Source organism: Pseudomonas syringae pv. coryli str. NCPPB 4273 (genome assembly GCF_000972175.1).
Taxonomy (GTDB): Bacteria; Pseudomonadota; Gammaproteobacteria; order Pseudomonadales; family Pseudomonadaceae; genus Aquipseudomonas; species Aquipseudomonas syringae.
Genome location: NZ_AWQP01000070.1, coordinates 42,696 through 62,554, shown reverse-complemented (window position 1 = coordinate 62,554; position 19,859 = coordinate 42,696). Strand labels below are relative to the sequence as shown.

Annotated in this window: 21 protein-coding genes; 14 read left to right on the top strand and 7 right to left on the bottom strand. The window is 59.9% G+C overall.

Translation table 11 applies throughout. From position 1 onward, the window contains the following. Positions 1-497 precede the first annotated feature (497 nt). Together P406_RS24555 and P406_RS24550 are read right to left on the bottom strand one after the other, a co-directional pair. Positions 498-1,721, bottom strand: a complete 1,224-nt coding sequence (locus P406_RS24555) for a CaiB/BaiF CoA transferase family protein (RefSeq protein WP_174518682.1) — start codon at positions 1,719-1,721, stop codon at positions 498-500. Positions 1,722-1,730: 9 nt separating this feature from the next. Further along, complete coding sequence (locus P406_RS24550) at positions 1,731-2,912, bottom strand: acyl-CoA dehydrogenase (protein ID WP_003340378.1); 1,182 nt, start codon at positions 2,910-2,912, stop codon at positions 1,731-1,733. Between the two features lie 153 nt (positions 2,913-3,065). On the opposite strand from P406_RS24550, the gene P406_RS24545 reads away from it, so the two are divergent. From P406_RS24545 to P406_RS24500, 10 genes are all read left to right on the top strand, one after another. Then, positions 3,066-3,989, top strand: coding sequence for a LysR family transcriptional regulator (locus tag P406_RS24545; RefSeq protein WP_046237633.1), 924 nt, complete (start codon positions 3,066-3,068; stop codon positions 3,987-3,989). 405 nt (positions 3,990-4,394) lie between these two features. Continuing rightward, positions 4,395-5,516 (top strand): Re/Si-specific NAD(P)(+) transhydrogenase subunit alpha, encoded by a 1,122-nt coding sequence (locus P406_RS24540; RefSeq protein ID WP_046237632.1) that lies wholly within the window; start codon positions 4,395-4,397, stop codon positions 5,514-5,516. 10 nt (positions 5,517-5,526) lie between these two features. Beyond that, positions 5,527-5,850: an NAD(P) transhydrogenase subunit alpha part 2 gene (locus P406_RS24535; protein WP_002555867.1), complete on the top strand. Its 324-nt coding sequence runs from the start codon at positions 5,527-5,529 to the stop codon at positions 5,848-5,850. Beyond that, positions 5,847-7,301 carry an NAD(P)(+) transhydrogenase (Re/Si-specific) subunit beta gene (locus P406_RS24530; protein WP_046237631.1) on the top strand — a complete coding sequence of 485 codons (1,455 nt, stop codon included), beginning with the start codon at positions 5,847-5,849 and terminating at the stop codon, positions 7,299-7,301. Before P406_RS24535 ends, P406_RS24530 begins: the two co-directional genes overlap by 4 nt. Positions 7,302-7,480: 179 nt before the next feature. Then, positions 7,481-8,974 carry a succinyl-CoA:acetate CoA-transferase ScpC gene (gene scpC / locus P406_RS24525; RefSeq protein WP_032659405.1) on the top strand — a complete coding sequence of 498 codons (1,494 nt, stop codon included), beginning with the start codon at positions 7,481-7,483 and terminating at the stop codon, positions 8,972-8,974. A gap of 320 nt (positions 8,975-9,294) precedes the next feature. Next, positions 9,295-9,510 carry a DUF1127 domain-containing protein gene (locus tag P406_RS24520; protein ID WP_002555870.1) on the top strand — a complete coding sequence of 72 codons (216 nt, stop codon included), beginning with the start codon at positions 9,295-9,297 and terminating at the stop codon, positions 9,508-9,510. Positions 9,511-9,823: 313 nt separating this feature from the next. Then, positions 9,824-10,141 (top strand): DUF2388 domain-containing protein, encoded by a 318-nt coding sequence (locus tag P406_RS24515; RefSeq protein WP_003368015.1) that lies wholly within the window; start codon positions 9,824-9,826, stop codon positions 10,139-10,141. An 86-nt stretch (positions 10,142-10,227) separates the two neighbouring features. Beyond that, on the top strand, positions 10,228-10,533 hold the full coding sequence (locus P406_RS24510; protein ID WP_003368014.1) for a DUF2388 domain-containing protein: 306 nt from the start codon (positions 10,228-10,230) through the stop codon (positions 10,531-10,533). 38 nt (positions 10,534-10,571) lie between these two features. Then, positions 10,572-10,892 carry a DUF2388 domain-containing protein gene (locus P406_RS24505; RefSeq protein WP_003340359.1) on the top strand — a complete coding sequence of 107 codons (321 nt, stop codon included), beginning with the start codon at positions 10,572-10,574 and terminating at the stop codon, positions 10,890-10,892. Next, a complete protein-coding gene (locus tag P406_RS24500; RefSeq protein WP_024649912.1) occupies positions 10,889-12,850 on the top strand; it encodes a DUF7844 domain-containing protein in 1,962 nt (653 codons plus the stop codon). The genes P406_RS24505 and P406_RS24500 overlap by 4 nt, the downstream gene beginning before the upstream one ends. Here P406_RS24500 and P406_RS24495 read toward each other — a convergent pair whose 3' ends face one another. The 5 genes from P406_RS24495 to P406_RS24475 all read right to left on the bottom strand — a co-directional run bounded on the left by P406_RS24495 (position 12,851) and on the right by P406_RS24475 (position 15,933). Next, complete coding sequence (locus P406_RS24495) at positions 12,851-13,228, bottom strand: helicase (RefSeq protein WP_024639003.1); 378 nt, start codon at positions 13,226-13,228, stop codon at positions 12,851-12,853. 166 nt (positions 13,229-13,394) lie between these two features. Further along, complete coding sequence (locus P406_RS24490) at positions 13,395-13,838, bottom strand: hypothetical protein (RefSeq protein ID WP_046237630.1); 444 nt, start codon at positions 13,836-13,838, stop codon at positions 13,395-13,397. A gap of 247 nt (positions 13,839-14,085) precedes the next feature. Further along, positions 14,086-14,361, bottom strand: a complete 276-nt coding sequence (locus tag P406_RS24485; RefSeq protein WP_003316110.1) for an HU family DNA-binding protein — start codon at positions 14,359-14,361, stop codon at positions 14,086-14,088. Positions 14,362-14,553: 192 nt separating this feature from the next. After that, positions 14,554-15,702: an NAD(P)/FAD-dependent oxidoreductase gene (locus P406_RS24480; RefSeq protein WP_046237629.1), complete on the bottom strand. Its 1,149-nt coding sequence runs from the start codon at positions 15,700-15,702 to the stop codon at positions 14,554-14,556. 63 nt (positions 15,703-15,765) lie between these two features. After that, positions 15,766-15,933, bottom strand: a complete 168-nt coding sequence (locus P406_RS24475; RefSeq protein WP_002555879.1) for a rubredoxin — start codon at positions 15,931-15,933, stop codon at positions 15,766-15,768. Between the two features lie 188 nt (positions 15,934-16,121). On the opposite strand from P406_RS24475, the gene P406_RS24470 reads away from it, so the two are divergent. From P406_RS24470 to phoR, 4 genes are all read left to right on the top strand, one after another. After that, entirely contained in the window at positions 16,122-16,682 is a 561-nt protein-coding gene (locus P406_RS24470; RefSeq protein WP_046237628.1) for a chorismate--pyruvate lyase family protein, read from the top strand. Continuing rightward, a complete protein-coding gene (gene ubiA / locus P406_RS24465) occupies positions 16,682-17,572 on the top strand; it encodes a 4-hydroxybenzoate octaprenyltransferase (RefSeq protein WP_046237627.1) in 891 nt (296 codons plus the stop codon). Before P406_RS24470 ends, ubiA begins: the two co-directional genes overlap by 1 nt. A 167-nt stretch (positions 17,573-17,739) precedes the next feature. Further along, positions 17,740-18,429 (top strand): phosphate regulon transcriptional regulator PhoB, encoded by a 690-nt coding sequence (phoB, locus tag P406_RS24460; RefSeq protein WP_002555882.1) that lies wholly within the window; start codon positions 17,740-17,742, stop codon positions 18,427-18,429. A 96-nt stretch (positions 18,430-18,525) separates the two neighbouring features. After that, positions 18,526-19,812, top strand: coding sequence for a phosphate regulon sensor histidine kinase PhoR (phoR, locus tag P406_RS24455; RefSeq protein ID WP_003316098.1), 1,287 nt, complete (start codon positions 18,526-18,528; stop codon positions 19,810-19,812). Positions 19,813-19,859 lie beyond the last annotated feature (47 nt).

Below are 19,859 nucleotides of genomic sequence, written 5' to 3'. Positions count from 1 at the left end.
ATAATCTGTTGACTTCAGTCTGACACCACAAGCACCCACACGAATTGCTTGATTCAGTTGTTAAAGAGCGGTTGGTTAAGATCTTTCGCCTCAACCGAGGCGCGCATTTTACAGCGTCCTCTGTATCTGTCAAGCGGTTATTTTAAGAAGTTTTCAAAGTTTCCTTTGCAACTTCAACCACTTGCGCCTCGATCAACTCTTGAGTTGCTCATCAGCGGGAGGCGAATTCTACAGCGTTACAACCGCGTGTCAAACTCTTTTTTCTCACCGCTGTCGATCAATCCAGACCCGACCTCCTTCCTCGCTGACTCTTCACTCAAAAACCTTGCAAACTATTGATCTACAAGGCTTTTTCGTTTCCGTCTGCGCCGGAAGTGGGGCGAATTATAGACACCTCAGCGAGGGCGTCAACCGTTAATTTCAAAATCGCCGAAATTAACCTTAAAGGCCCCTTGGCTATATAGAAGAGCCCGTCGCAAACGCTTTCTTCTATATAGCTACAGCACCCCTGCCTCGCGCAGCAGAGTGATCTCTTCCTTACCAATCCCCAGCAGCGCCTGCAGCACTTGCGCCGTATGCTCTCCCAGCAATGGCGGCGCCCTTGTGTATTCGACCGGCGTCTCAGACAGCCGTATCGGGCTGGCTACCTGCGGAACACGTCCGGCCAGCGCATGAGGAAGCTCTATGGCCAGGCCCCGCGCCACCACATGCGGATCAGCAAACACCTGGGCCAGGTCATTGACCGGCCCGCAAGGCACACCGGCGGCCTCCAGCTCACTGACCCATTGCGCAGTGGTCTTGAACACCGTCACCTGGCGAATCAACGGAATCAGCTCGGCACGATGAGCCACTCGCAGCTTGTTGGTCAGGAAGCGCGGATTTTCCGCCCACTGCGGCTGCCCCGCCACAGCGGCAAACTTCCTGAACTGACTGTCATTGCCGACGGTAAGGATCAGGTCGCCATCAGCCGTGGGGAAGTCCTGATAGGGCACGATGTTGGGATGAGCATTTCCCAAGCGCTTGGGCGCTACCCCCGTCGTCAGGTAGTTCATGGCCTGATTGGCCAGGCAGGCTACTTGTACATCCAGCAGCGCCATATCGATGTACTGGCCGATATCGCTTTGATCGCGATGCGCCAGAGCGGCGAGAATGGCCGTCGTCGAATACAGCCCCGTCAGAATGTCAGTCAATGCGACGCCGACCTTCACCGGCCCGGCTCCCTCTTCACCGTCCGGCAGACCGGTAAGGCTCATCAAGCCACCCAGCGCCTGGATCATGAAGTCGTAACCCGGACGACGCGCATACGGCCCGCTTTGCCCGAAGCCGGTAATGGAGCAATAAATCAGCCTCGGGTTGACCGCCTTCAGCGACTCGTAATCCAGTCCGTAAGCCGCCAGCCCGTCGACCTTGAAGTTTTCGATCACGATGTCGGACTTTGCCGCCAACTCGCGCACCAGCCTTTGCCCTTCAGGACGCGTGAAGTCGATGGTCACAGACTGCTTGTTGCGATTGGCGGACAGGTAATAAGCCGCCTCGCTGGTGTTCTGCCCCGCAGCATCCTGAAGGAATGGCGGCCCCCACGAGCGAGTGTCATCGCCACACCCGGGGCGCTCTACCTTGATGACGTCAGCGCCGAGGTCAGCAAGGATCTGCCCGGCCCATGGCCCGGCGAGGACTCTCGACAGGTCGAGCACCCGGATATGCGAAAGCGCCCCCATGATCAGCCCTCCTTAATAGAAAGCCTGAATGCCGGTCTGTGCACGCCCAAGGATCAACGCATGCACGTCGTGCGTGCCTTCGTAGGTATTCACAACCTCCAGGTTGACCAGATGCCTGGCGATACCGAACTCGTCCGAGATGCCATTGCCGCCCAGCATGTCGCGGGCCAGACGCGCGATATCCAGCGACTTGCCGCACGAGTTGCGCTTCATGATCGAGGTGATCTCCACGGCAGCCGTACCTTCGTCCTTCATGCGCCCCAGGCGCAGGCAACCCTGCAAGGCCAGAGTGATTTCGGTCTGCATGTCTGCCAGCTTCTTCTGGATCAGCTGATTGGCCGCCAAAGGACGCCCGAATTGCTGGCGATCCAGGGTGTATTGCCGCGCGGTGTGCCAGCAGAACTCTGCGGCACCCAACGCGCCCCAGGAGATACCGTACCGTGCCGAGTTGAGGCAGGTGAACGGCCCCTTCAGACCGCGCACATCGGGAAAGATGTTCTCTTCGGGCACGAACACGTTATCCATGACGATCTCGCCAGTGATCGATGCGCGCAAACCGACCTTGCCGTGAATGGCCGGAGCGCTCAGGCCTGCCCAGCCTTTTTCGAGAACGAAACCGCGAATATCGCCGGCATCGTCCTTGGCCCACACCACAAACACATCGGCGATCGGGCTGTTGGTGATCCACATCTTGCTGCCGCTCAAGCGGTAACCACCCTCGACGCTCCGGGCACGGGTGATCATCGCTCCGGGGTCGGACCCATGATCGGGCTCGGTCAGGCCGAAGCAGCCGATCCATTCGCCCGAAGCCAGTTTGGGCAGGTACTTCTCTTTCTGGGCCTGCGTGCCGAACTCGTTGATCGGCACCATGACCAGCGAGGACTGCACACTCATCATCGAACGGTAGCCCGAATCGATACGCTCGACTTCACGCGCGATCAGCCCATAACACACGTAATTCAGGCCGCTGCCACCGAACTCTTCCGGGATGGTCGCCCCCAACAGCCCCACCTCGCCCATCTCGCGAAAGATGGCCGGGTCGGTTTTCTCGTGACGGAATGCTTCCAGCACGCGCGGGGCCAGCTTGCTCTGGGCGAACTGCTCGGCCGTGTCGCGGACCATGCGCTCTTCTTCAGTGAGCTGTTGATCCAGCAACAAGGGGTCAATCCAGTTAAAGCTTGCCTTACCGCTCATGCCAGTTCCTCGCGTTCAGATGAAATCCTGCAGTGATCCTAGTCCTGGCCCATGCCAGCGACAAACGAGGTTTTATCAAGCATGTGTGCTAATTTCTCACTCCATGACACAGAACTGCGCTCTAAAACAAAAATATCAGTGAGAATAAAGTACATGAGACGCAAGATACCCAGCACCACTGCATTGGTCAGTTTCGAGGCAGCCGCCCGTCACGAGAGCTTCACCAAGGCCGCTAACGAGCTCTCCCTCACGCAAGGCGCTGTGTGTCGGCAAATCGGCGGACTGGAAGAGTTTCTCGGCGTTGAGCTGTTCCGGCGTTCGCGCAGGGGCGTAAAGCTCACGGAAGCCGGGCTGTCCTATAGTCGTCGTGTGTCCCAGCAACTGGACGCGGTCGAGCGCGACACACTGTCGGTCATGGGCCAGCAAGGTGCCAACGCCATCGAACTCGCCGTGGTGCCGACCTTCGGCACTCAATGGCTGCTGCCGCGCCTGAAGGACTTCCAGCACAAGCACCCCGACGTCACGGTCCACCTGACCAACCGCACCCGCCCGTTCCTGTTTGCCGACACCGACTTCGACGCCGCCATCTATTTTGGCGATGCCGACTGGTCCGGCACCCAGTCGCATCGGCTGATGGGCGAAAACTCCATGCCGGTCTGCAGCCCCTCTTTTCTTGAAGGTCGCGACAGCCTGACAGCACGCGAGCTGGCCGAATTGCCGCTGCTGCAACAGACCACCCGACCCTACGCCTGGCGCCAATGGTTCAATGCGCAGGATCTGGATGTCGCGCGCGACATGACCGGCCCGCGCTACGAGCTGTTCTCCATGCTGGCGCAGGCGGCCATGCACGACATGGGCGTTGCTCTGATTCCCCCCTTCCTCATTCAACGCGAACTGCAGGAAAAGCGTCTGGTGATCGCAAACACTCGGTCGCTGCCCGGCAGCAAGGCCTATCACCTGATGATTCCGGAGCGCAAAGTGGAATCGGCATCGCTGACTGCGTTTCGTGACTGGCTGATCGAACAGGCCCGGGCTTACCAGTTGCCCCAGGAAAAATTCAACCAATATCTCAGGTAGCCCATAGCTGCTGGCACCTACAGATATAACCTTATGTCGCCCTGAAGTAACTTCCGATCGCTCACAGAAAACGGGACATAACCCTTTATTTATAGGGTCTATGGGTCGATACGGCGCATTTATCGGATTTTCGGCAGAAAAACTTTTATCACCTGTTTTTCGTGAGGAATATCACCACAGACCTTACAGATAAAGGGTTCTGTCGAATAAGTGCGACAATAGGTCACAGTGTGACTTGTAGTTCATCTATAGTTTCGTTACAGAATGTATTGAAGCCCGCAAACTTCGCCTGCAAAATGCCCCGCCCCTGCTGCAAAGGGGTGTGCTGATTGGCCAAGCCAGACGCACCAGCCGTAGTGCACTGGCCTACATACGAACGATAAAAAATCGCGCAGGAGATTTGTCGTGCACATTGGCGTTCCTCTCGAAACACAAGCGGGCGAAACCCGGGTAGCTGCTACCCCGGAAACCATCAAAAAGCTGATCAGCCAGGGTCACCGGGTTACGGTGCAAAGCGGCGCGGGCCTTCATGCCAGCGTTCCGGACAGCGCTTACCAGGCTGCCGGCGCAGTGGTCGGTGACACCAACGAGACCTACGCGGCCGAACTGATTCTCAAGGTCGTCGCACCTGACGATGAGGCGCTGAGCCTGATCAAAAGTGGCTCGGTGGTCGTCGGCATGCTCAACCCCTTCAATAACGAACTGATCGGCAAGATGGCCGCACGTGGCATTACCGCGTTCGCCCTGGAAGCCGCGCCGCGCACCTCCCGGGCGCAAAGCCTTGATGTGCTGTCTTCGCAAGCCAACATTGCGGGCTATAAGGCAGTACTGCTCGCCGCGCATCACTACCCGCGCTTCATGCCCATGCTGATGACCGCTGCCGGCACCGTCAAAGCTGCCCGGGTGCTGATCCTGGGCGCCGGCGTTGCCGGTCTGCAGGCCATTGCCACCGCCAAAAGGCTGGGCGCCGTGGTGGAAGCGTCGGATGTGCGTCCGGCAGTCAAGGAGCAGATCGAGTCGCTGGGCGCGAAATTCATTGATGTGCCCTACGAGACCGACGAAGAGCGTGAATGCGCCGAAGGCGTTGGCGGCTACGCACGCCCCATGCCGGCCAGCTGGATGCAACGCCAGGCCGCCGCCGTGCATGAGCGCGCGAAACTGTCGGACATCGTCATCACGACCGCGCTCATTCCCGGCCGCAAGGCCCCGGTGCTCCTCGGCGCAGAAACCGTGGCGCAGATGAAGCCCGGCTCGGTGGTGATCGACCTGGCCGCTGCACAGGGCGGCAACTGCCCGCTGACCGTTGCCGATCAGGTGGTTGTCGAGCACGGCGTGACAATCGTCGGCCACACCAACCTGCCCGCCCTGGTCGCAGCCGATGCATCGGCGCTCTACGCCCGCAACCTGCTGGACTTCATGAAGCTGCTGTTCGACAAGGACGGCACATTCTCGATCAACCTCGAAGACGACATCGTCGCCGCATGCCTGATGTGCCGCGACGGGCAAGTTGTCCGCAAGAACGGCTGAGGACACACCAATGGAAGAGCTGATTTCCCCCGGCGTCTACAACCTGATCATTTTCGTACTGGCGATTTATGTCGGTTACCACGTGGTCTGGAATGTCACGCCTGCGCTGCACACGCCGCTCATGGCGGTCACCAATGCGATCTCCGCCATCGTCATCGTCGGCGCCATGCTCGCCGCTGCGCTCACGGTCACCCCGCTGGGCAAGACCATGGGCACGCTGGCGGTCGCACTGGCGGCCGTGAACGTGTTTGGCGGGTTTCTGGTCACTCGGCGGATGCTGGAAATGTTCAGGAAAAAGGCCCCCAAGGCAAAGGATGAGGCGCCCAAGTCATGAGCATGAATCTGGTTACCCTGCTGTACCTGATCGCATCGATCTGCTTCATCCAGGCACTCAAAGGCTTGTCGCACCCGACCACCTCGCGCCGTGGCAACCTGTTCGGCATGCTCGGCATGGGCCTGGCGGTCATCACCACGATCGGCCTGGTGTTCAAGCTCGCGGCGCTGTCTACCGCTGAAGGGACCAGCGCAGGCATCGGCTACATCGTAGTCGGCCTGCTGGTGGGCGGAACCGCTGGCTCGATCATGGCCAAGCGCGTCGAAATGACCAAAATGCCGGAGCTGGTGGCGTTCATGCACAGCATGATCGGCCTGGCAGCGGTATTCATCGCTATAGCAGCCGTGGTCGAGCCTCAATCACTGGGCATCGTTCGCAATCTGGGCGATGCGATCCCGGCCGGCAACCGTCTGGAGTTGTTCCTCGGGGCAGCCATCGGGGCGATTACCTTCTCGGGCTCGGTCATCGCTTTCGGCAAACTCTCGGGCAAGTACAAATTTCGCCTCTTTCAAGGCGCACCGGTACAGTTTGCCGGCCAGCACACGCTCAATCTGGGCCTTGGCCTGGCCACGCTGTTCTTCGGCCTGACCTTTATGTTCACCGGCAGCCTCACTGCCTTTGCGATCATGCTGGCGCTGGCCTTCGTCATCGGTGTGCTGCTGATCATCCCGATTGGCGGGGCCGACATGCCGGTGGTGGTGTCGATGCTCAACAGCTATTCAGGCTGGGCAGCGGCCGGCATCGGCTTTTCGCTGAACAACTCGATGCTGATCATCGCGGGCTCACTGGTGGGTTCCTCGGGCGCGATCCTCTCCTACATCATGTGCAAGGCGATGAACCGCTCGTTCTTCAACGTGATCGGCGGTGGCTTTGGCGGCGCAACGGACTCGGCAGGCCCGGCGGGTGCGAAGGAAGCACGCCCGGTGAAATCCGGCTCGGCAGACGACGCCACCTTTTTGCTGACCAACGCCGACACCGTGATCATCGTGCCCGGCTACGGCCTGGCAGTGGCTCGTGCCCAGCACGCACTCAAGGAACTGACCGAGAAGCTCGTCCACCGCGGCGTCACCGTGAAGTACGCCATTCACCCGGTGGCCGGACGCATGCCCGGGCACATGAACGTGCTGCTGGCCGAAGCCGAAGTGCCTTACGACCAGGTGTTCGAGATGGACGACATCAACTCCGAATTCGGTCAGGCCGATGTGGTGCTGGTGCTCGGTGCCAACGACGTGGTCAACCCGGCCGCCAAGAACGATCCGAAATCCCCTATCGCCGGGATGCCCATTCTGGAGGCGTTCAAGGCCAAGACCATCATCGTCAACAAACGCTCGATGGCCAGTGGTTACGCAGGTCTGGATAACGAATTGTTCTACCTGGATAAAACCATGATGGTCTTCGGAGACGCCAAAAAGGTGATCGAGGACATGGTGAAGGCCGTCGAAAACGCCTAGCCTGACCACGCTCCATTGAAGCCCCGGCTCGCTTGGCGACCGGGGCTTTTTACATTCCGCGTAACAGTGTTTTGCGCTGGAACCCGCTAATTAGAGCGGTCAAATGCGACCTTGGTAGCAGGACGAAGCTCGACCAAGGCTCTAGACTTGTCGTTCGCTTCTATCTACGAGACAGACCCATGTACCGTGACCGTATCCGCCGGCCCTCCCTGATGAGCAAGGTTATGAGCGCAGCCGACGCAGCCGCCTTGATTGAAGACGGCATGACCGTCGGCATGAGTGGCTTCACCCGTGCAGGCGAAGCCAAGGCCGTACCCCACGCGCTGGCCGAGCGCGCCAAAGTGACGCCGCTGAAAATCAGCCTGATGACCGGCGCCAGTCTGGGCAATGACCTGGACAAGCAGCTGACCGAGTCCGGCGTACTGTCCCGGCGCATGCCCTTTCAGGTCGACAGCACGCTGCGCAAGGCGATCAACAACGGCACGGTGATGTTCATCGATCAGCATTTGTCCGATACGGTCGAGCTGCTGCGCAATCGGCAGATCAAGGCGGTGGACCTGGCTGTGATCGAATGCGTGGCGATCACCGAAGAGGGCCATCTGGTGCTGAGCACCTCCGTGGGTAACTCGGCCAGCTTCGCCATCCTGGCCAAACAGGTCATCGTGGAAATCAACCTGTCCCAGCCACTGGAGCTGGAAGGCCTGCACGACATCTATATACCCAGCTACAGACCGACACGCCTGCCGATTCCGGTCCTGGAGGCCGATTCGCGTATCGGCAGCCACGCAGTAAAGATCGACCCGGCAAAAATAGTCGGCATTGTCATCAGCAACCAGCCTGACTCGCCCTCCACGGTCACACCACCTGATGCGGACACGCAGGCCATCGCCAATCATCTGGTGGAGTTCTTCAAGAAAGAAGTGCGCGAAGACCGGCTGACCGACAAGCTGATGCCACTGCAGGCCGGGATAGGCAACATTGCCAACGCGGTGATGCACGGTCTGCTGGCGTCGCCCTTCACGGACCTGACGATGTACTCCGAGGTGCTGCAGGACTCGACATTCGACCTGTTCGATGCAGGCAAACTGACCTTTGCCTCGGGCAGTTCCATGACCTTGTCGGCGGCCAAGCACGCCGAGGTCTTTGCCGACTTCAATCGCTACAAGTCCAGGCTGGTATTGCGCCCGCAGGAAATCTCCAACCACCCCGAGGTGATCCGTCGCCTGGGTATCATCGGGATCAATACCGCGCTGGAGTTCGACCTGTACGGCAATGTGAACTCCACCCACATCTGCGGCACACGCATGATGAACGGCATTGGCGGCTCCGGAGACTTCTCGCGCAACGCGCACCTGGCAATCTTCGTCACCAAATCGATCGCCAAAGGCGGCGCGATCTCCAGCGTTGTGCCCATGGTCAGCCATGTCGACCACACCGAACACGACGTCGACATCCTGGTCACCGAGCAGGGCCTGGCGGACCTGCGCGGTCTGGCGCCTCGCGAACGCGCCAGGGTGATCATCGATAACTGCGTGCACCCGGATTATCGCGATGCGCTGAACGCCTATTTCAATGCCGCCTGCGCCGTGGGCGGGCATACCCCGCACATCCTGCGCGAAGCACTGAGTTGGCACATCAACCTGGAAGAAACCGGGCGCATGCTGCCAGCCTGAACAGGACAGTTGGAAGTGAGCAAGCGCTTTTCCGATTCACTTTCAGCTGGCACCCAAGGGCTTATGAAAAAACTGTACTGCTGTACCGGTCATAAAACTGCCTTGAAAGGTCAAAATCACCACAATCGACCACAAAATGCACCCTTAAAGTGCAGACCGGTACAGTTGCCCCATTTATGAACAAAACAGTGCCAAATCACAGTTAACTGAACCCTCACAATACAGGTGAACTGTGTCTATGGAAGCTGGACGCGCACGAGGAAAATGGGCACCAGTCAAGCAACTCACTTATCCCGCCACAAGCGGAAGGAAGTCACACCATGGAACGTACAATCAGTTCCGATCTGTTCAGCGAAAGCACCGTTACCACCGCAAAAGCTTCTCTGCCTCTGCGCGTATTCGCCAACCTGATGCTCTGGCAGCGTCGCCTGTCCAGCCGCCACCAGCTGGCCCGTCTGGATGCACGCCTGCTGGCTGACGCCGGTATCAGCGAATCCCAGCGTTACGAAGAGCTGAGCAAGCCGTTCTGGCGCTAAACAAGCGCCCGCTGGTCCTTGACCGTCAGGTCTCCTGCCAGCAACCCGAATTGCTTCATACAAGACCCGTCTCAGGCAACTGAGACGGGTTTTGTCGTTTCAGGGGGCAGATTCAGAGAGCCTTGGCTAAACCAGTACAGATTTAACAAAATCAAAATACGGCAGGTACAGTCATCAAATATTGCAAACTGTGTAAGTCGAAGCCGTCGACCTTCATGACAACTGCAGTATGGGTGGGATAGTCTAGCGCTCTACCTCAGCCCTTCGGCTTCGCAGGCAGTCTGTGCCCACTTGTCCACAACGGAACTCGATCATGTCTCTGCTACGTAACCTTGGCGCTGTCTTTCTGTTGACCGCCGCAGCCGGTGCAAACGCCTCCAGCTTCATCGTCACCACCGACGCAGTGGTCGATGCCGTCAATGCATCGACCCGCGCGACCTCCAACGTGTCCTCTTCCCTGAAAGACGACAAGATCGTTCTTGCCGCCCGTGACGACGCCGCCAGCTTCGTGGCCAGCTCCGGCGACATCCGCAGCGCTCGCCTTGAAGGCGCGTTGCAGCACATCCGCCAGGTCCTGCCTGAACTGCAAGCCAGCGACAGCCAGCTGGCTCAGGCCATTCTGGCCATCTGACCGCTGCGCCCCGGCTACGTGCCGGGGTAGCTCTGGCCCGCGCATTGCGCTAGCCTTGGAGCCTGTTTTGCCGGTTCGTGAAAGTCATGCGTTTAGTGCACCTTCTGTATATCGCTCCCTTTGCCAGCCTGATGTACGTCAGTCAGGTTCAAGCGTTCGATACGACCACGCAAGGCCTGGTCAAGACCGCCTATGCCACCAGCCAGGTCTCGACAGGACCGTTCGATAACAAACTGATCATGGCTGCCCGTGACGATGCTGCTGCATTCATCGCCAGCGACGGAGAAATGCGTGGCGCCCGGCTTGAGTCAGCGCTGCACGCCCTGCGTCAGGCAGATGCAAAACTTCATGCCAGCGACCTTGAACTGGCGCAGGCAATCCTCGTCCAATAGCCACTTTCCCCTCTTCGCGTAACTGGAGACGTCACTACATGCGTACCCCGCTGATTGCTGCTTCCCTTGGCCTGCTCTTGCTGGCCGATTTTGCCCAGGCCCAGACTGTTGTGGCCACGAGCAACATCATCGTTCGTGCGTTCGGCCGTACCATCGATTTCACTTCCGACACCACCACATCGATCCGCGACTCCAAGGTCGTTCTCCAGGCCAAAGACGATGCTGCCAGCTACGTTGCCACTGGTGGTGACATCCACGGCGCCCAACTGGATGCTGCGTTCGATACGCTGCGTACCCGCGTGCCGGAAGCGCGCAATGCAAGCGATCAGACCCTGGCTGAAGCAATCCTCGCATTGTGAGGCGGTTTCGCGCCTGGCTGCTTGCTGGCGCGCTGTCGCTGGTCGGTACGCATGCCTTTGCCAGCCTGAAGCTGGAACTGCACACCGACGGCCTCGATGCGCCCCAACAGCAAGCCAGCCAGGCGCTGCTCGACGAAGCCCTGCACGCACTACCGCCCAGCTTCGTCGAAGCACTGGACCGCACCGTCGAGGTAAGCTGGTCCGCTGACATGCCGCAGAACGCCTACGGTCAGGCCGCCGGGCCCTATCAGCTGTACCTCAACAGCCACCTGCTGGCCTCGTTGACGGACGGCTCGGCAGCCACGGCCCAGACCGGCCGGCCACACGGTACGGTGCGTCGTGAGTTGCTCGCCACTGTCCTGCATGAGCTGACCCACGTCTACGACCGCGCCCGCCTGTGGTCGCCCAGCGAGCGAGCGGCGATTTTTCGCTGTACCTCACGCAGCAGTTCGCTGGGCAAGGTCGGCCTGCCTGACAACTGCCGCGGCCAGACCGAGCGACGCTTCACCCTGAGTGACGATCCACGCCTGCTGGACCTGGCGGGATGGCAGCAATATGTCGGACGTCGCGGCGACCGCGAGGAACATAACGGCCAGGTCGCCCGCAGTCCGGACATCTACGAAACCACCAGCCCGCTGGAATTCGTGGCGGTGAACATGGAGTACTTTCTCCTTGATCCGGCCTACGCCTGCCGTCGCCCTGCCCTGTATGCGTATTACAAGGAGCGTTTCGGCTGGGCACCTGCAGCCCATAACGAATGCCCGAAGTTCTACCCCTACCTGAACGCCGGCAGCGACTTCGGCCGAGAGCCATTGGGCAAGCTGGACCCGGAGCGGGTCTATGCGGTGGATTATCTGCTGGCCGAGGCGAACCAGAACTGGGCAAGCCGCTGGGGCCACAGCATGTTGCGCCTGGTGATCTGCAAACCCGGCCGCCCGCGTGGTCCGGATTGCCGACTGGACCTCGATCAGCACCTGGTGCTGTCGTACCGGGCGTTTGTCGGCGACGTGCAGCTGTCCAGCTGGGACGGCCTGATGGGTGCCTACCCGTCGCGCCTGTTCGTCCTGCCACTGGCGCAGGTCATCGATGAATACACCAAGACCGAACTGCGCAGCCTGGCGTCGGTACCGATCAAGCTGTCGCGTCCGGAAATAGAAGGGCTGGTGCAGCACGCCGCCGAGATGCACTGGAGCTACGACGGCAACTACTACTTCCTCTCGAACAACTGCGCCGTTGAAAACCTCAAACTGCTGCGCGCCGGTACGCACAACCCCAAGCTCGTCGGCCTGGACAGTATTTTGCCCAACGGTTTGCTTGAAGTCCTCGAAGGCCGAGGGCTGGCTGATACCAGCGTACTGGACGATCCCAAGGAGGCGCTGCGTCTGGGCTATCGGTTCGACTCCTACCGCGACCGCTATCAGGCGATGTTCGAAGTGCTGAAGAAGCACTTGCCGATCAAACAGAACACCGTGGAAGACTGGATGGCGCTACCCGCCAGTGAGCGCAGCCAGTGGTTCGGCAAAGCCGATCTGCGTACCAGCGCTGCGATTCTGCTGCTGGAGCAGGCCAGCCTGCGCAGGCAACTGCTGTTGGCCCAGGATGAAGTGAAACAGAGCTATCTGGGTGCACGGGAATTGAAAGACGGCAAAGTCTCCAACGCCACCAAAACGCTGCAGGAAATCCTCGCCAGCAGCGGGTTCCTCAGCCGGCCTGCCGAGCTGCTGGGCAGCGACGGGTACGGTTTGCCACAGGCGGGTGAATGGCAGCGTCTTGAAGCAGAAAGCAGTCAGCGCCAGAAACAGCTCAAGCGCCTGACCGGCGATCTCGACAAGGAAGTGCGAGCCCTGCTGGAGCCTGAGCGCGCCAAAGAGATTGCCGCCAACGAAGCCAACCTCAAACAGGTGTCCGAGCACCTCAGGGCGTTGCACAAGGCTGCAGGCGGGCTGCAGTTGCCGTGATCAGGCCGCTTTCTTTCTCGGTTTAAGGTATTTGACCAGGCCCTGGAACCAGATCACCAGGGCCGGGTTGCCCTTGATCTGAATATCCTTGTCCTGAATGCCTTTCATGAACGCCAGCTGCTTGTTTTTCGCCTGAAGGGTATCAAAGCCGAAGGCTGCATCACGAAACACGATGGCAAACGCCGGCTCTGCAACCGTGCCGCTTGCACTGCGGATCCGCTGATCGTGGACCACGAAGTGACGTGCAACCTTGCCATCTGCCGTCTGCAGCTGAAAGGTCAGGTCTTTGCCAGCCAATTGCTGCTGGAACGCCGGATTGTTACGACTGGCGCGGGCCATCAGCAGGCCCAGCATCCACAACAGGAAACGAAATTTCATACATGGCCTCTGAACACGCAGGTTCCGACTCGGAATCGGCGTGGCAGTGTAGCGGGTTATCGGCGCAAAACCTTTAGGAAAAGAAAGGATTTCGAGGGAGATCGGCACAAAACAGTTACCGAACATGAGGATGCTGCTCCGCGTGGGAAGCAGCATCCCACTGGCATCAACGAATGCTGTTGATGCTGCCTTTGTTACCCGTGACCTTTACATCGACCTTCTTGAAGATGAAGTAGTCTTTGACGCTGACTTCGTAGCGCGGCGCGACGATCAGATCGGCGCCGGAGGATTTAACCGCCTTGAAAGCGGCTGCCGCTTTGGTCGTCGAGACCGGATCAGGCAACGCCAGACCCAGGCCGCCACCGCCACTTGCGCCACCGTAGGTCACGCCGCCGGCGAACTGATTATCGCCGCCGAAGCTCAGGAAATTGAACAGCACGTTGGTGGACGACTCGCCGCTGATGGTGCCGCCAACCTTGACGTCAGCCTTCAGGTCGGTTTTGACCGTGCCTTCCAGCGGTGCGCTTGGCTGGCTGACGTTGTAGCTCACACAACCGCTGGTCGTGGCGATCAGAGCCGCAACAGCAGCAAACTTCCATGGCTTTTTCATTCTGGATTTCCCAAGAGTAATTGAAGGGGTGCAGCAGGAACGGCACTCTAAGGGAATCAGCAACAAGAAAAAGTCAGGCAAAGCTGTGGCTTTGGAAGGCAATTACATGGAATGGAGTAGGACAATTCTCACAGGGAGCGAGAGGCATCATCGGCGTCATACGACAGAAACAAGAAACGGGCACCCAATCCGATTGGTGTGCCCGCCTGTGGGTTGTGCGTCTCCCGCCGAGGCGCACAACAGGGTGTCAAGGATTGACGCTGTCTTTCAGGGCTTTCCCCGGTTTGAAGGCAACCGTGTTGCTTGCCTTGATTTTGACCGGCTCCCCGGTCTGTGGGTTCTTGCCAGTGCGGGCGCCACGGTGGCGTTGCAGAAAAGTACCAAAACCTACCAGCGTGACACTGTCCTTGCGGTTCAGTGCGCCAGTAATCTCTTCAAGGATGGCATTGAGAACGCGATTGGATTGTTCTTTGGTGAGATCCGCCTTTTCAGCGATGGCGGCTGCAACTTCTGGTTTACGCATATGAAGCCTCTTTTACGGTTTTTTGTTTTTATGTCCCGCGCCGCTTTTGTAAAAAAACGGCAACAAGGCGCCGCGACAGCTCTACGTAGCGGCAGACAAGACCGAGGATGGCATGCCGAACTGACCCGCGCCAGTGCATGAATGCGGTTTATTGGCAGAAATACAGGGTCAATCCGACAAAATGACGTGAAATCACGCCAATAACGCAGGTAACACCTTGTTGAGTGCGAGTTTTTCCATAACCGCAGCGCCTGTCAGGGCATAGCCCAGCAGATGGCCGTCGGCGTCGTGACACAGCGCCTTGATATCAGCGCCCTGCCCTTCGACGCTCCAGTGGCCATCGCTGCCACGCGGCGGCGGCGAAACCACCAGCGGGCAGGCGGGCGTCTTCACGGTGATCGGCATGGGCCCGTATTTGACGGAAGTCGGGTTTCCGGCCAGCGTCTGGGCCAACGCACGAGCGCAGCTCATCAACGGCATCACGTAGAGCAGGTTCAGGCCATCGACTTCAGCGCAATCACCCAGCGCGTGGATGTTGGCGTGGGAGGTTTGCAACAGGCGGTCGACCAGAATGCCGCGCCCGGTCTGCAAGCCGGCAGCAGCGGCCAGCTCGATGCGAGGACGCAGGCCGATGGCTGACACCACCAGGTCGCAGTCCATCACCTGCCCGTCCGACAAGTGCGCTTGCAGGCCCTCACCATTGCGGTTCAGGCGGGTCAGTACCGGCCCCAGATGGAAACGTGCGCCCAGGCTTTCAAGACCGGACTTCACCGCAGCCGCCGCCTCAGGGGGCAACAGGGTCGGCATGACCTGTTCGCACGGCGCCACCAGGTCCACTTCATAGCCGCCCAGGATCAAGTCGTTGGCGAACTCACAGCCAATGAGTCCTGCGCCGAGAATCAACACCCGACGCTTGCCCGCCGCAGCCGCGCGGAAACGGGCGTAATCCTGAAGATCGTTGATCGGGAAAACGGCGTCGCCGGCGTCGCCTTCCACCGGTACACGAATGGTTTCGGCGCCCCAGGCCAGCACCAGGTCGCGGTAATACACCGCCTCTTCGCCGATCCACAGGCGTTTGTGACCGGCATCGATCCCGCTGATGCGCGTGTGCGTGCGGATCTCGGCCTTGAGCTGATCAGCCATGGCGCCGGCTTCAGCCATGCTCAGGCCGTCGGCTTCCTTGTTTTTGCCAAAGCCGGTAGAGAGCATCGGCTTGGAGTAGGAACGGCCATCGTCGGCCGTGATCAATAACAGCGGCGTGTCTGCGTCCAGCTTGCGAAACTCTCGAGCGAGGTTATACCCCGCAAGGCCGGTGCCGATGATGACGACAGGTGCGCTCATTGTTCTTCCCTATTTCACTGTGCCTGGTGCTCGTTGTTGCCAGCCCTGGTTTGCGGGCAGCAATCAACCGATTTCGATCATTTCAAAGTCCATCTTGCCCACGCCGCAATCCGGGCAGAGCCAGTCTTCCGGCACATCCTGCCAGAGGGTGCCGGGCGCAATTCCGTCATCCGGCCAGCCATCGGCTTCGTTATAGATCAGGCCGCAGACGATGCATTGCCACTTCTTCATGTCAGGTTCTCTCGTTTATCAGGCTCAATAGCGTACGACGGTCAGTTGCCGTCTTCTGAAGGGCGTTGTACTGATCGGCAGGCGCGGATGCAAGCCTGATTCTATAACCCGACGTTCTGCCGACCGTCGGTCGAGACCGGCAATCATGCTAAGCTCGCGGCCTCGTTGGCTGCCGGAACTGGCTTACCGTGACCCAGCAATCCCCCGCATTCATTGGCCCTGTCTGGCTCGAGCGCGAGCAATTGATCGACGCGCCGGACCCGGTAATGCTCGACTGGTTGTTCAATCAGAACTCCCTTACTCGTCGCCTGGACCGTTTGTCTGACGGTCGTTTCAGCGTATTTCCGCAGTTTGAAGGCTGGCAGTCCTTGCGCCCTGACGAGTGCCTGGCGCTGGGCCTGCCAGAGGCTGGCGAAGGCTGGGTGCGCGAGGTGTACCTGCGCGGTAACGGCAACAACTGGGTGTTCGCGCGCAGTGTCGCCGCGCGCAGCGCCCTGCTGGATGGCGGCCTGAATATGGATGAGCTGGGCACTCGTTCGCTGGGTGAGTTGCTGTTCAGCGATCCGGCGTTCGTGCGCGGCACGCTTGAAGTGTGCCATTACCCCGAGGCCTGGCTGCCCGCTGCGGATGCAGCGCGCGGGCTATGGGCACGCCGCTCACGCTTCGATCGAGGCGCGTTGAGCGTGCTGGTCGCCGAAGTTTTCCTGCCCGCCCTGTGCACTGCGATTCACGACAAGGACCACGTCTGATGTACCTGTCCCTCCTCAAATCCCTCAATCGTCTGAGCCCACGCGCCTGGGACTTCATCCAGCTGACACGCATCGACAAGCCCATCGGCGTCTACCTGCTGCTGTGGCCGACCCTGTGGGCGGTCTGGATTGCAGGCAAGGGCGCGCCGTCGCTGCAGACCGTGTTCATTTTTGTGCTCGGCGTCTTTCTGATGCGGGCGGCAGGCTGTGTGATCAATGACTTCGCCGATCGCAAGGTGGACGGCCACGTCAAACGCACCGAGCAGCGTCCGCTGGTCAGCGGCAAAGTCAGCTCCAAAGAAGCGCTGGTGCTGTTTGCGGTGCTGGTCGGCCTGAGCTTTGTGCTGGTGCTGTTTACCAACGCGGCGACCATCTGGCTGTCGTTCGGCGGTCTCGCCCTGGCGGCCAGCTATCCGTTCATGAAGCGCTACACCTATTACCCGCAAGTGGTGCTGGGTGCTGCGTTCTCGTGGGGCATGCCGATGGCCTTCACTGCCGAAACCGGCGAGCTGCCCGCTGCAGCCTGGTTGCTGTATATCGCCAACCTGCTGTGGACCGTGGGCTATGACACCTACTACGCCATGGTCGATCGCGACGACGACCTGAAAATCGGCGTGAAATCCACGGCCGTCCTGTTCGGCGATGCCGACCGGGTCATCATCCTGACCCTGCAGGGGCTGGCACTGGGCTGTCTGATGCTGGCCGGTGCGCGCTTCGAACTGGGCGCGTGCTTCTATATCGGCCTGCTGGCAGCGGCGGGCTGCTTCGCCTGGGAATTCTGGAGCACCCGAGCGCGCGAGCGAGACGCCTGCTTCAAGGCCTTTCTGCACAATCACTGGGCCGGGCTGGCGATATTCCTGGGCATCGTCGCCGACTACGCGGTGCGCTGAGTACAGCCACCGCCAGCCTGCGCACGACTGAAATAAATTCCGGATCGCGAGGCCTTCGGGCCCCCGCGGCACGTCAGCGTGCTAGCCTCATTCAGACCTGTCACACGACTGCAATAATTCCGTTATCTAATGCGCCCCAAGACAGTTAAATGACAAGAGGTTCGAGCATGGCTGGCAGGAGCATCCTGATCGTTGACGACGAAGCGCCAATTCGCGAAATGATCGCCGTTGCGTTGGAAATGGCTGGATACGACTGTATTGAAGCCGAAAACTCTCAGCAGGCCCACGCGATCATCGTGGACCGCAAGCCTGACCTGATTCTGCTCGACTGGATGCTGCCAGGCACGTCCGGCATCGAACTGGCCCGGCGCCTCAAGCGTGACGAACTGACCGGGGACATCCCGATCATCATGCTCACCGCCAAGGGTGAAGAGGACAACAAGATCCAGGGCCTGGAAGTGGGCGCCGACGATTACATCACCAAGCCTTTCTCGCCCCGCGAGCTGGTGGCGCGCCTCAAGGCCGTGCTGCGTCGTGCTGGCCCGACTGACGGCGAAGCGCCCATCGAAGTCGGCGGCCTGCTGCTCGACCCGATCAGCCACCGGGTCACCATCGACGGCAAACCCGCCGAAATGGGCCCGACCGAATACCGTCTGCTGCAGTTCTTCATGACCCATCAGGAGCGCGCCTACACACGCGGTCAGTTGCTGGATCAGGTGTGGGGCGGCAACGTCTACGTCGAAGAACGCACCGTCGATGTTCACATCCGCCGCCTGCGCAAGGCCTTGGGGGATGCGTATGAAAATCTGGTACAAACCGTGCGCGGCACTGGCTATCGTTTCTCGACCAAGAGCTGACAACCGCTGCGTCGACGCAGGGCAATGGCCGGTGCAGACCAGACAAGGATTTACCCCTAATTGAATCAAAATTGGCACGGCACTCTGATACGCCACATGTTGTTGCTGGTCACCGCCTGCCTGTTGGTCGGCCTGATCAGTGGCCAGTATGCCTGGAGCCTGGCCGCCGGGCTGGGACTGTATCTGGCCTGGACCCTCAAGCAACTGTTACGCCTGCACGACTGGCTGAGCAGCCACAAGGCCGACGAGCCGCCTCCGGACGGTTACGGTCTGTGGGGCGAAGTCTTCGACAGCATCTACCACCTGCAACGTCGGGATCAGCGCGTCCGCGGCCGCCTTCAGGCCGTCATCGACCGCGTTCAGGAATCCACCGCCGCGCTGCGTGATGCCGTGATCATGCTCGACAGCGACGGCAACCTGGAGTGGTGGAACCGTGCCGCTGAAACCCTGCTGGGTCTGAAGACGCCGCAGGACAGCGGGCAGCCGGTGACCAATCTGGTGCGGCATCCACGCTTCAAGGAATACTTTGCGCTGGGCGACTACAGCGAGCCGCTGGAAATCCCGTCGCCGACCAATGATCGCCTGCGCATTCAGTTGCTGATCACCCGTTATGGCAACAATGAGCATCTGATGCTGGTGCGCGACGTGACGCGCATTCATCAGCTGGAGCAGATGCGCAAAGACTTCGTCGCCAACGTGTCTCACGAGTTGCGGACACCGCTCACGGTGATCTTCGGCTACCTGGAAACGCTGCTCGATAACGTGGACGAGGTCAATCCACGCTGGGTCCGTGCGCTGCAACAGATGCACCAGCAAGGCGGGCGCATGCAGACGCTGCTCAACGACCTGCTGTTGCTGGCCAAGCTCGAGGCCACCGATTACCCCTCGGACAACCACCCGGTGATCGTCAATTCCCTGCTCAAGACCATCACCGCCGATGCCAACGCGCTGTCGGGCAGCAAGAACCAGCAGATCCACCTCAGCCTGGAAAGCAACATGCGCCTCAAGGGCAGCGAAAGCGAACTGCGCAGCGCGTTTTCCAACCTGATCTTCAATGCCGTCAAATACACCCCGGCCGAGGGCGTAATCCGTGTTCGCTGGTGGGCCGACGAACGGGGCGCGCACCTGAGCGTGCAGGATTCGGGGATCGGCATCGAGACCAAACACCTGCCGCGCCTGACCGAGCGCTTCTACCGGGTCGATACCAGCCGCGCGTCCAATACCGGCGGTACAGGGCTCGGTCTGGCCATCGTCAAACACGTGCTGCTGCGCCATCGCGGCAACCTCGAGATCAACAGTGTTCTCGGCAAGGGCAGTGTTTTTACCTGTCACTTTGCCAGCGGTCAGTTGTCCAAACCCGCGAGCGACGATTCAGACTACTAGGCAATCCCGCTTCGAGCCGCTACATTGCCGGGTTCATGGCGTCTTCT

Excerpts from the sequence above, each read along its gene's own strand:
- phoB (WP_002555882.1), top strand. The coding sequence starts at position 17,740 with ATGGCTGGCAGGAGCATCCTGATCGTTGACGACGAAGCGCCAATTCGC.
- phoR (WP_003316098.1), top strand. The coding sequence starts at position 18,526 with ATGTTGTTGCTGGTCACCGCCTGCCTGTTGGTCGGCCTGATCAGTGGC.
- P406_RS24545 (WP_046237633.1), top strand. The coding sequence starts at position 3,066 with ATGAGACGCAAGATACCCAGCACCACTGCATTGGTCAGTTTCGAGGCA.
- scpC (WP_032659405.1), top strand. The coding sequence starts at position 7,481 with ATGTACCGTGACCGTATCCGCCGGCCCTCCCTGATGAGCAAGGTTATG.
- P406_RS24550 (WP_003340378.1), bottom strand. The coding sequence starts at position 2,912 with ATGAGCGGTAAGGCAAGCTTTAACTGGATTGACCCCTTGTTGCTGGAT.
- P406_RS24505 (WP_003340359.1), top strand. The coding sequence starts at position 10,572 with ATGCGTACCCCGCTGATTGCTGCTTCCCTTGGCCTGCTCTTGCTGGCC.
- P406_RS24530 (WP_046237631.1), top strand. The coding sequence starts at position 5,847 with ATGAGCATGAATCTGGTTACCCTGCTGTACCTGATCGCATCGATCTGC.
- P406_RS24515 (WP_003368015.1), top strand. The coding sequence starts at position 9,824 with ATGTCTCTGCTACGTAACCTTGGCGCTGTCTTTCTGTTGACCGCCGCA.
- P406_RS24520 (WP_002555870.1), top strand. The coding sequence starts at position 9,295 with ATGGAACGTACAATCAGTTCCGATCTGTTCAGCGAAAGCACCGTTACC.
- P406_RS24495 (WP_024639003.1), bottom strand. The coding sequence starts at position 13,228 with ATGAAATTTCGTTTCCTGTTGTGGATGCTGGGCCTGCTGATGGCCCGC.
- ubiA (WP_046237627.1), top strand. The coding sequence starts at position 16,682 with ATGTACCTGTCCCTCCTCAAATCCCTCAATCGTCTGAGCCCACGCGCC.
- P406_RS24510 (WP_003368014.1), top strand. The coding sequence starts at position 10,228 with ATGCGTTTAGTGCACCTTCTGTATATCGCTCCCTTTGCCAGCCTGATG.
- P406_RS24485 (WP_003316110.1), bottom strand. The coding sequence starts at position 14,361 with ATGCGTAAACCAGAAGTTGCAGCCGCCATCGCTGAAAAGGCGGATCTC.
- P406_RS24480 (WP_046237629.1), bottom strand. The coding sequence starts at position 15,702 with ATGAGCGCACCTGTCGTCATCATCGGCACCGGCCTTGCGGGGTATAAC.
- P406_RS24490 (WP_046237630.1), bottom strand. The coding sequence starts at position 13,838 with ATGAAAAAGCCATGGAAGTTTGCTGCTGTTGCGGCTCTGATCGCCACG.
- P406_RS24535 (WP_002555867.1), top strand. The coding sequence starts at position 5,527 with ATGGAAGAGCTGATTTCCCCCGGCGTCTACAACCTGATCATTTTCGTA.
- P406_RS24475 (WP_002555879.1), bottom strand. The coding sequence starts at position 15,933 with ATGAAGAAGTGGCAATGCATCGTCTGCGGCCTGATCTATAACGAAGCC.